This window comes from Streptomyces sp. NPDC005070, assembly GCF_053600395.1.
In genome coordinates this window covers 1-10,938 of record NZ_JBSFZS010000182.1, presented here as the reverse complement: position 1 = coordinate 10,938, position 10,938 = coordinate 1, and the positions used below count along the sequence as shown (strand labels likewise).

Genomic DNA, 10,938 nt, shown 5'->3' with positions numbered 1-10,938 from the left:
AGGCCTTCTGGGATTCGATCCCCGGCATCGATGACGAGTCGTCGGAGCCGTCGGCGGCGGTGAGGCCCTTGAAGCCGACGACGGCCACGACGGCCACCCACAGCAACAGGACCCAGCGGCGCTTCCGGAAGGCCGTCCGGCCCAGCCGGTAGAGGAAGGACGCCATGACAGGGGATCTCCACATCTGGTCTCGGGAATCTTCCACAAGACTCCAAGACCAGCGCCGCTCCGTCGTCGTGCGGCTGCTGACAATCCGGCCTACTGCAGTCGCACTACTCCGGTCTGCCCGACCGGTACCGGAGAAGGACCGACGCCGCCTGTGGCGCGGCGTGGCACACCGTTTCGTCGCTCTCCGTGCCCGGTCCGGACCGATGGAACCGGCGCAGCCTCAGCGATCTGGACTCCGCGCGATCGCCCCGCCGGCCCTGCTGTGCTGACCGGCAAGCCCGAGAGGCCCCCCACGGAGTGGAGGGCCTCTCGGTACGGCGGGCCGGCCGGCCGTCACGACGACGGCGCACCTGCGGAACGCGGTGGGTCAGGCCGGGGTGTCGGCGTCCTGCGCGGAGGCCGCGAACGCCTCGGGGCCCTGCTCCGCCGCCGCCGGGTCCATCCACATGACCTGCCAGCCGTGGCCGTCGAGGTCGTAGAAGCTGCGTGAGTACATGAAGCCGTAGTCCTCGGCGCCGTCCACCTCGGTGCCGCCCGCCGCGAGCGCGGCGGCGCCGACCGCGTCGACCTCGTCGCGGGACGAGGCGCTGAAGCAGTACAGCGCCAGCGTGTGGGTGGTGGGATCGGCCATCGGCAGTTTCGCGAACTCCGCGAACTTCTCGCGGCTGAGCAGCATGACGAAGGCGTGCTCGCCGACCAGCATGCAGGCGGCGGTCTCGTCGGTGAAGTTCGGGTTGAAGCCGAACCCGAGCTTGGCGAAGAACGCCTTGCTGCGCTCGAGGTCCGCCACGGGGATGTTGACGAACAGCATGCGGCCGGGGTGTGCGGGAGTCGTCATGGTGGCTCTCCAGTCGGTGGCTCGTTGGCGTACGTCTTGGTAGACCGGGCCGGCCGGCGGAACTCATCGGTGGATCTCACGCGATCGTCGGCGGGGCCGCCGGCGATGAGGACGATGTCCTGGCGGGTGTCGGTGCTCTCGCCCCCTTCGATCCAGTCGGCGGTGGCCGGGTGGCGGACGTCGTTACCTCCGAGGTAATCGCGGCGTGCGACGGCCCTGGCTACGTTTGCGTCGTCCCACCGGAACGAACTCCGTGCCGGAAGGAAATCCGTGCCGGAAAGAACCTCCTGCCGGACCGAATGAAGGAGCCGGACGTGCCCGCTTATGGGTTCGCGCACCTGCGCGACCGCCGCCACCACCCGGACATCCTCGAATACCTCACGAGGATCCAGGGCACCCTCGACCCGTTCCACGGCCGTTTCCTGATCCACGGCCCGCCGGCGGTGGTCGTGGAGGGCGACTGGCCGGGCAGCATGGTGCTGATCGAGTTCCCCGGCATGGGCGAGGCCCGCGCCTGGTACGAGTCTCCCGAATATCAGGAAATCCTGAGGCTGCGTGCCGACCACATCGACGGAGACCTCGTACTGGTCGAGGGCGTCGGCCCCGGGTACGACCCACGCGAACGCGCGGAGAAACTCCGAACAGAAACGCCCGGGGAGCGCAACTGAAAGGACGCAAAGGCATGTCGCTTCCTCGGGGTGTGATTCCCTGACCGTAGATTCTCCGACTGATCACCCCAGGCCTTTATGGACAGGGAGTTCCAGATGAGGAAGGTCGGTCGGATCATCGCAACGCTGGTCGCATCCACGGCCCTGACGCCTTGTGCATAGCGTGGGCCGCCTTCCGCACGGTCTTTCCGACGACCCCTTCGACCTTCGGCCTTCGCCCTGGCCCGTTCGCCGGCACTCATCGCAGCACCTCCGCGGCATCTCACCGCCCGGTTCCCCGGTGGCAGGGAGAAAACACTGATCCGGCGGGTACGCGCCCGCCGCGCACGGAAGGCGGGTACCGAAGTGGTGGAAGCTGCTTCGCCGAGCTCCGAGGAGACCGAGGACTCCGCTGCCCTCGGGGGCTATCGGCCGGAGCTGAAACGGACACTCGGATCATTTCAGGTGTTCGCGATCTCGTTCGCGTTCATCTCGGTGGCGGTCGGCATCTTCTCCACCTACGACGACGTACTCCAGAACGCGGGCCCCGTGGGGATCTGGCTGTGGATCGTCGCGACGGTGGGTCAGGTGCTGGTGGCGTTGGTGGTGGCACAGCTCGCGGGGCGCATCGCGCTCAGCGGCTCGTCGTACCAGTGGGCCTCGCGGCTGGCCAACCCCAGGGTCGGGTGGGGATTCGGCTGGCTGACCTTCTGTTACCTGGCGATCGCGGTCGCGGCGATCGCCAACGCGCTCGCGAGCCAGGCGCTCATGCCGCTCGTCGGCATGGATCCGGACGAGGGCACCGCTCGGGTGATCACGCTCGTGATCCTGCTGATCCAGACCGTGCTCGTCGTGGCTTCGACGCGTGTCGTCAGCCTGATCAACTCGGGGGCGGTGGGGCTCGAGCTGGCGTTGGTCGTGATCGTGGCGCTCACCCTCGCCATCGTGGTCGCGGTCACCGGCCGCGGCTCCATCGGCAACCTCACCTCACGCGGCGTCACCGCGCACGCCCCCCACTACTTCGACATCGGCGGCGGGCTGATGATCGCGATGATCATGGGCCTCGCGACGCTCGTGGGCTTCGACTCCGCCGCGAACCTCGCCGAAGAGGCGAAGGACCCCTTCCGCAGCGTTCCGCGCGCGATCGTGGCGTCCGTCGTCGCCGCCGGTGTGCTCGGGATGGCGTTCCTGATCTGTCTCACGGTGGCGATCGAGGACATCCCCGGGGTCACCGCGAGCGAGTCCCCTGTCGCGGTGATCATGCGGGAGAGGCTGGGGCCGGAGACGGAGAAAGTGCTTCTGGCGGCGATCGCCATCGCCTTCTTCGGTGCCGGGACCGTGGTGATGGCCTCGTGCTCGCGGATCGTCTTCGCGATGGCGCGCGACGGGCGGTTCCCCGCCCACCAGGTGATGCGCCGGGTCAACCCGCGCACCCGTACGCCGATCCCGGCGACCGTCCTGATCCTCGTCGTGGGCGTCGCCCTGATGGTCGCGCTGCCGGGCGACGCGCTGCTGCAGCTCATCACGGCGAGCACGATCATTCCGGCGCTCGTCTACGGCGCGACGATCGTCCTCTATCTCGCGGTGCGCCGCCGGCTGGACCGCAACAAGGGTGCCTTCGACCTGGGGCGGTTCGAGCTGCCGGTCGCGATCTGCGCCCTGGTCTGGACGGTGGCGTCCCTGGTCATGCTGGTCTCACCGTCCGAGGCGCTGGTTCCCTCGCTGATCGTCGTGGGCCTGATCGTGGTGGGCGGGCTGTTCTTCGGCGGCCTGCTGCTGTTCAACCGTCAGGCGCTGGACACCGAGCCCGGAGTGCCGGGTTCCTCGACTCGGCCGCCGCCTCACTCGACATGACCATGTACGAGCTGCGGGACACCACGTTCGCCAACTACCCCGTGGCTTGCAGGAGATGGGTGTCGCGGTCCGGGTGGTCCTGGACGGCGCGCGCAAGTCCGCATACCAGTCGGCGTACAAGTGGCTGAGGAACCGGAGTTCAGCGACAGCACGGTGGCCGCGAGGCGCCGGACGCGGCCCGCTCATATTCGTATGACCGAACCGTTGGCCGCCGTTACTGTTGGCGTCGTTCAGGTGCGCAGGTTGCGGCTACTTCTCCTGTCAAGAGAGCGACGCGGGTTCGAATCCCGCCGCCGGCCTCGGCCGGTGTCGTCCAGCGGCCCAGGACACTACGTCGCCGCCACCGACTCCGATCTCTGAACGCTTGGACCGAGCCGCCCGCCCCGGGACCTCCGGGCGGGCGGCTTTGTCATGCGCGGCGGACGTTCTCGGGGCGCTCGGGCACCCCTCCGCGGGCCGGTCATGCGCCGCCGTTGAGGGCATCGGGCACCGGCTGGCGGGAGACCAGGATCCAGGGCTTGGGGCGGCCCGTGCGGTCGGCGCAGTTCAGGGTCGCGGGGTGGGTGGTGGTGAACGCGACGCAGGCCGCTTCCCAGATCTGGCCGGTGGTGGTGACGACGTCGAACTTGATGCGCCTCACCGTGGTGGACCGGTTGTGCGCGTTGACGGTGACGTCGCAGGGCAGCCCGGCCGCGCCGCCCGCGGGGTAGTCGGGACGGGCGGTGAGGTCGGTCCACAGGAAGGTCTGCTTCTCACCGGTCCGCTGGTCGCGGATGCCCGCGTACGTCCGCCCGCCGGTCAGCGCGAGACGGATCTCGAACTCCTCCGATTCCTGCGCGGCGTCGATCCCGACGCACGGTCCGGTCGGACCCGTCGGGCCGGTCTCACCGCGAGGGCCGGTGGCTCCGGTCGCTCCGGTCGCTCCGGTCGGACCGGTCGGACCGGTCGGGCCGGGCAGGCCCTGGGGTCCGGCGGGCCCGGTCGCGCCTCTCGGGCCCCGGGGGCCTCGGCACCCCCTCCCGTCCTCGGGGCGTCCGCCCGCCGGAGCCCGGTCGTCCAGGTGGCGCGGTCGGCATCCGCCGTCCGGGGTCGCGGCCGTACGACCGGACGCGGTCAGGTCCGCCGGTGTCGCGGGGCCGACCACTCCCGACGCCATCACCAGCGCCAGCGAGGTGACCACACCCGCCTTCTTGAACCGGCCGCGGGCCGGCGGGCCCAGCAGGCGGGAGGTCCGGGACTCAGGATTCATACGGGGCGCTCCTTGGCGGTCGGTGGATTTCCCTGAAGCCGATCGCGAGCTTGACCCGTGGACGCCGGTCGGACCGGCGCATTCCATGGAAACGCGCCATACATATCATCAAATCAGCCCAATTAGAGACCGACTGATGGATCCTGCTCAACTGTCAGCCGGTAGTTCGAAGTTGGACTTGCTGCGCCCGATCGGGTCCGTGAATCGGGCTCGGCGTCCCGGCGGTCCGGCGGCGTCCGGAGCGGGCGAGAGGTGGCCGCCGGCGGGCGGCAGGGCCGGGCGCGCCACGGAGACGGGGGTATGTCGCATCCATTGCGGCGACCGGTGCGTCTACGCAGGTATGGATCTGGAAAAACCGTCCGCCGCGCAGCCCGGTACGCAGGCCACCGCCCGGCCCGGTACGCAGGCCGAGGGATGTCTCGCCGTCGCGATCCGCCTTCCGGTGCGGATCGTCGTGCTCGTCCTCGTCGTGCCGGTACGGATGGTGTGGGACGCGCTCGTCGTCGGCGGAAGGTTTCTTCGGGACACGCTGCTCCGGCCGCTGGGGCGCGCGCTCGGGCTGGCTCTCGGATGGGTGGCGCGGGCCCTGTTCGTGTGGCCCTGGGTGGCGCTGTGGCGTTACGTCCTGCGCCCGGTCGGCGGAGCGCTGGCCCGGCTCGGGCACGTGCTGCTCGTCGTTCCCGCGGTCTGGCTGTACCGCACGGTCCTGACCCCGCTCGGTCACGCCCTGGCCTGGACGGCCCGGAAGACCGGTGCCCTGCTCGCTCTGGTGTTCAAGGGGGCCCTGGCCGCGTTCCTGTGGTTCGTCGGCGGCGTCCTGGCCGCACTCGACCGGGTCCTCGGTGGTGTCGGGGCCGTGTGCGGCTGGGTGTACGCGCGGCTGCTCACGCCGGTCGGGCGCGCTGTCGCCTGGGCGCTCAAGGGTGTCGGCATGGTCCTCGGGGCCGTCGCGTTCGGGGTGTACACCGCGGTCGCCTGGCTGGCGCGGTATCTGCTGGTCGTCCCCGCCCTGTGGCTGTACACCTGGGTCCTCACCCCCGTCGGCAGGGCGTTCGCCTTCCTCGCCGGCGGGTTCGTGCGCATCGTACGGATGATCTTCATGGGCGTCGGAGCCGCGCTCTACTGGACCGCGCGCGTCCTGCTGGTGCTTCCCGCTCTCGCCGTGTGGCGCTGGATCCTCGTTCCCGTCGGGCGGGCCCTCGCCGTCGTGGCCAGGGAGATCGGCGAGGCCCTCGGGCACGCGTGGCGGGTCGCCGGGTACGTCTCGCGCGCCGTCGGACGGTTCCTCGCGCGGCTTTTCCGGTGGACTTTCGTCGAGCCCGCCCGCTGGGCCTACCGGACCGTGCTGACGCCGGTCGGGCACGCCGTGCGGGATCTGGTGCTGAAGCCCGCGGCCGAGGTGGCGCGCGGGATCCGGCGGACGGCACGACAGGCGCTGGAGTCCGCCCGGGACAGCGCCCGGCAGGCCCGCGCCGACTTCCGGCGGATGCTCTTCGGGGCGCCCCCGGAACCGCAGCCGGTCGCCCGGCGGGAACCGGCGGGCGGTGAGACACGTACTCTTGGTAGCAGTACGACCGCACTCATGAAGGACTGAGCGACACTGGGCAAGCGACAGCCCGAAGGCCCGCCGCCCGCACCCGCGGTGCAGCGCATCCGACTGCGCTACACCAAGCGTGGCCGCCTCCGGTTCACCAGCCACCGTGACTTCCAGCGCGCCTTCGAGCGTGCCCTGCGCCGTGCCGCCGTACCCATGGCGTACTCGGCAGGGTTCACGCCGCATCCGAAGGTGTCGTACGCCAATGCCGCACCCACCGGCACGGGCAGCGAGGCGGAGTATCTGGAGATCGCGCTCACCGCGAAGCGCGACCCCGAGAAGCTGCGCGAGCTCCTCGACGAGTCGATGCCCCAGGGGCTCGACATCACCGAGGCGGTCGAGGCCCGCGTCTCGGGTCTCGCCGAACGGCTCACCGCCTCCGTGTGGGAGATGCGCCTCGACGGCGTGGACCCCGCGGACGCGGAGCGTGCGGTGGAGGCCTTCAACGCGGCCGAGACCGTGGAGGTCAGCCGCAAGACCAAGAACGGCATGCGGACGTTCGACGCCCGCGGTGCCGTGGCGAGCCTGGGGACGACCCTCGAGACGCACAGTCCACAGGCTGATAGGCCGACCGACCAGCCCTGTGCGATACTGCGGCTGGTTGTTCGGCACGTGACGCCTGCCGTTCGACCCGACGACGTCCTGTCCGGTCTTCGCGCCGTGGCCGACCTGGCGCCGCCGGTCGCCGCTGCGGTGACCAGGCTGGCGCAGGGGCTGTTCGATGAAGAGACCGGCACGGTGACCGACCCGCTCGCGCCCGACCGCGAGGCAGTCGCAGCCGCCCCAGCCGATCGCACAGGGGCCGCCGAAGCTGCCGCCGCGAAGGCGTCGGCGTAAGGAAGGTCCCGCGTAAGGACCGTTGTCGTAGCGCCGCCCTCGTATCCGGGAGCCACCTGGGTCGGGCAGCGCACCGACCTTAAAGACTTTCGCCAGGCCGTACGCACACATGGCGTACGGAACCGGCGAGACAGGACACAGAGAGCTCCCGTGCGGCGCCCGCGCCCCGGACGGCGGCACCGCGCAACGCGCGAGCCGCGGACGTCACCGGCATTGCCGGGCCAGGCGCGGCGCCCGGGAGCCTGACGGGAGATCCACCCGCATGCTCGAGCCGACCGAACCCACCGAGGGTTCCGACAACAACAACACTCCCAGCGACACCCTGCCGCCGCGGCGCCGCCGCCGCGCCGCGTCGCGCCCCGCCGGTCCGCCGACCGCCGCCTCCGAGGCCGCGGCCGAGACCACCGCTCCGGCCATACCGGCCGTCGCGTCCGCCGACCTCGCGGCGGAGGAGACCCCCGCCGGGGCCGTGACCTCCGCCGATGTCGAGGCCGAGGAGACGGACGAGACCGAGGAGGCCGCTGAGGCGGCTGCGGTCGAGGAGACCCAGGAAGCCCCCGCCGAGACCGACGACGCCGCCCCGCGCCGCACGACCCGCCGTCGCGCCACCCGCCGCGCCTCCGCTCCCGCCGGTGCGCCCGAGAGCGACACCGCCGACGAGCGTGTGGAGGCGCCCGTGAGCAGCGAGAGCAAGCCCGAGGAGGCGGCGCGGCCGGAGGCCGTCGAGGCCGGGACCGCGCAGACCGAGGCCCCGAGGACGGAAGCCCCGCAGACCGAAGCCGCGCAGGCGGAGGAGGGCGGCCCGCGCCGCAGCCGCCGCCGCGCCACCCGCAAGGCCGCCGCCGGCTTCTCCGCGCCCGCGCAGAAGGACACCGAGGAGTCCTCGCGGCGCCCCGCCCGTCCGGCCGTCGCCGTGTTCCAGGCGCCGGTGTTCACCGAGCCGATGTTCCAGACACCCGAGCGGGCCGCCGCCGCGGCCGCCGCCGAGGCGGCCGAGGCCGCTGAGGCCCCCGAGCCGGCCGAGACCGTCCAGGAGCCGGCCGCCGGCCGCAGGCGCCGTCGTCGCCGGGGCTTCGAGGACGAGCCGCAGGCCGTGACCGAGGAACCGCAGGAGTCCGCCGAGTCCGCCGAGGACGCCGAGTCCGCCGAGGACGTGCAGGACGCCGAGGACGCGGAATCCGCCGAGGACGCGGAGGACGCCGTCGAGGGTGACGAGGGTGACGAGGGTGAGGAGGAGTCCGCGGGCTCCCGTCGCCGCCGTCGTCGCGGTGGCCGTCGCCGTCGCCGCGGCGAGTCCGCCGAGTCGGACGCGGACGGCGAGGCCGGCGAGGACGACATCGCCGCCGAGCAGGCCGCGCAGGACGCCGAGGACGCCGCGGAGCAGGCCGAGGAGGATGCCGAGGACGCGGACGAGCGCGAGGAGGCGGGCGGCTCCAGCAGCAGCCGTCGCCGTCGCCGCCGTCGCCGCCGCGCCGGTGACTCCGGCGACGCCGCCGAACAGCCCGGCGAGAACGACCCCGAGCGCACCGTCGTCAAGGTCCGCGAGCCGCGCGGCAGGCGCGAGGAGCAGCCCTCGGACGAGGTGCAGTCCATCAAGGGCTCGACGCGCCTGGAGGCGAAGAAGCAGCGTCGCCGAGAGGGCCGCGAGCAGGGCCGCCGCCGCGTTCCGATCATCACCGAGGCCGAGTTCCTGGCCCGCCGTGAGGCCGTCGAGCGGGTGATGGTCGTCCGCCAGAGCGGCGAGCGCACCCAGATCGGCGTCCTCGAGGACAACGTGCTCGTCGAGCACTACGTCAACAAGGAGCAGGCGACCTCGTACGTCGGCAACGTCTACCTGGGCAAGGTCCAGAACGTGCTGCCGTCGATGGAGGCGGCCTTCATCGACATCGGCAAGGGCCGCAACGCGGTGCTCTACGCCGGTGAGGTCAACTTCGAGGCGCTCGGCATGGCCAACGGGCCGCGCCGCATCGAGTCCGCCCTCAAGTCCGGCCAGTCGGTCCTCGTGCAGGTCACCAAGGACCCGATCGGCCACAAGGGCGCCCGCCTCACCAGCCAGGTCTCCCTGCCCGGCCGCTACCTGGTCTACGTGCCCGAGGGCTCGATGACCGGCATCAGCCGCAAGCTGCCCGACACCGAGCGCGCGCGTCTGAAGACCATCCTCAAGAAGATCGTCCCCGAGGACGCGGGCGTCATCGTGCGCACCGCCGCCGAGGGAGCGAGTGAGGACGAGCTGAGCCGCGACGTCGAGCGACTGCAGGCGCAGTGGGAGGACATCCAGAAGAAGGCGAAGAGCGGCAACGCCCCGACCCTGCTCTACGGCGAGCCGGACATGACCGTCCGCGTCGTCCGCGACATCTTCAACGAGGACTTCTCCAAGGTCATCGTGAGCGGCGACGAGGCGTGGGACACCATCCACGGCTACGTCTCCCACGTGGCGCCCGACCTGACCGACCGGCTGTCGAAGTGGACCTCCGAGGTCGACGTCTTCGCCACGTACCGGATCGACGAGCAGCTCATGAAGGCGCTGGACCGCAAGGTCTGGCTGCCCAGCGGCGGCTCGCTGGTGATCGACAAGACCGAGGCCATGATCGTGGTCGACGTCAACACCGGAAAGTTCACCGGCCAGGGCGGAAACCTCGAGGAGACCGTCACCAGGAACAACCTGGAGGCGGCCGAGGAGATCGTGCGCCAGCTCCGGCTGCGCGACCTGGGCGGCATCGTCGTCATCGACTTCATCGACATGGTCCTGGAGTCCAACCGCGACCTGGTGCTGCGGCGCCTGCTCGAGTCCCTCGGCCGCGACCGTACGAAGCACCAGGTGGCCGAGGTGACCTCGCTGGGCCTCGTGCAGATGACCCGCAAGCGGGTCGGCCAGGGTCTGCTGGAGTCCTTCTCCGAGACCTGTGTCCACTGCAACGGCCGCGGTGTCATCGTGCACATGGAGCAGCCGACGTCCATCGGTGGCGGCGGCAAGCGCAAGAAGCGCGGCCGTGGCGGTGCCGAGCAGGTCCACGACCACGACCACGAGCACGAGCTCACGCACGAGACGGCCGAGGAGCCGGAGGCGGAGACCGAGGCCGAGGTGGCCGCCGAGGTCGCCGCGCCGGTCGCCCTGGCCGAGACCGAGTTCCAGCCGGACGAGGAGCTGTACGGCAGCGCCGCCGAGGCGGAGGCCGCGGCCGGCCGTGGCCGTTCACGGCGCCGTACCTCCCGCCGCGCGTCCGCTCCGGCCGGTGCGCCGAGGACCGAGGAGCGCGCTCCCCGCACGAGGCGCGAGGAGCGGGCCGAGCGCGCCGCCGCCCGGACCCGTGAGGCCGCCGAGGCCGAGCCGTTCGCGGCGGAGGACCCGGTCGTCGAGGCACCCGCCGCCGAGCAGCCGGTGGCCGAGCAGCCGGTCGCCGAGGCTCCGGCCGAGACCGTCCCGGCCCCCGCGCCGGAGCCGGAGGCCGCTCCCCAGGGCCGTACGCGCCGTCGTGCGACCCGAAAGGTGTCGGCGCCGGCCGGTTCGCCCAAGTCGGCCGAGGACGCCGTCGTGACGGTCACGGAGCCGGTCGCGGCGCCCGTCGCCGAGGCTCCCGCGCAGACCGCCGACGAGGCGGAGACGGCGCCCGAGCCGGTGGCCGAGGCCCCCGCCGCGAGCGCCGCGCCGGCCCGTCCGCCCGGCGGGGAGCCGGACGGCCTGGCCGCGCTCACCGCGGCCGCCCTGGGGGTCGCCATACGGATGGCCGAGTCCACCGGTCACGGAGACCTG

General features: G+C 71.9%; 7 protein-coding genes and 1 tRNA gene. 6 read left to right on the top strand and 2 right to left on the bottom strand.

The window, feature by feature from the left end; all coding sequences use genetic code 11:
- Positions 1 to 535 precede the first annotated feature (535 nt).
- Positions 536 to 1,006, bottom strand: coding sequence for a VOC family protein (locus tag ACWEBX_RS34480; protein ID WP_451888696.1), 471 nt, complete (start codon positions 1,004 to 1,006; stop codon positions 536 to 538).
- Positions 1,007 to 1,320: 314 nt separating this feature from the next.
- Between ACWEBX_RS34480 and ACWEBX_RS34475 the strand changes: the two genes are divergently transcribed.
- From ACWEBX_RS34475 to ACWEBX_RS34465, 3 genes are all read left to right on the top strand, one after another.
- The gene (locus ACWEBX_RS34475) at positions 1,321 to 1,674 is read left to right on the top strand and encodes a DUF1330 domain-containing protein (RefSeq protein WP_451888695.1); all 354 of its coding nucleotides are present in this window, start codon (positions 1,321 to 1,323) and stop codon (positions 1,672 to 1,674) included.
- Positions 1,675 to 2,019: 345 nt separating this feature from the next.
- Positions 2,020 to 3,507: an APC family permease gene (locus ACWEBX_RS34470; protein WP_451888694.1), complete on the top strand. Its 1,488-nt coding sequence runs from the start codon at positions 2,020 to 2,022 to the stop codon at positions 3,505 to 3,507.
- 219 nt (positions 3,508 to 3,726) lie between these two features.
- Positions 3,727 to 3,806: transfer RNA gene (locus ACWEBX_RS34465), tRNA-Asp, on the top strand.
- A gap of 161 nt (positions 3,807 to 3,967) precedes the next feature.
- Here ACWEBX_RS34465 and ACWEBX_RS34460 read toward each other — a convergent pair.
- Positions 3,968 to 4,756, bottom strand: coding sequence for a hypothetical protein (locus ACWEBX_RS34460; RefSeq protein ID WP_451888693.1), 789 nt, complete (start codon positions 4,754 to 4,756; stop codon positions 3,968 to 3,970).
- 340 nt (positions 4,757 to 5,096) lie between these two features.
- Between ACWEBX_RS34460 and ACWEBX_RS34455 the strand changes: the two genes are divergently transcribed.
- From ACWEBX_RS34455 to ACWEBX_RS34445, 3 genes are all read left to right on the top strand, one after another.
- On the top strand, positions 5,097 to 6,350 hold the full coding sequence (locus ACWEBX_RS34455) for a hypothetical protein (RefSeq protein ID WP_451888692.1): 1,254 nt from the start codon (positions 5,097 to 5,099) through the stop codon (positions 6,348 to 6,350).
- Between the two features lie 48 nt (positions 6,351 to 6,398).
- Positions 6,399 to 7,187: a TIGR03936 family radical SAM-associated protein gene (locus ACWEBX_RS34450; protein ID WP_451888691.1), complete on the top strand. Its 789-nt coding sequence runs from the start codon at positions 6,399 to 6,401 to the stop codon at positions 7,185 to 7,187.
- A 262-nt stretch (positions 7,188 to 7,449) separates the two neighbouring features.
- On the top strand, positions 7,450 to 10,938 hold a 3,489-nt coding region (locus ACWEBX_RS34445), incomplete at its 3' end, for an Rne/Rng family ribonuclease (protein ID WP_451888690.1).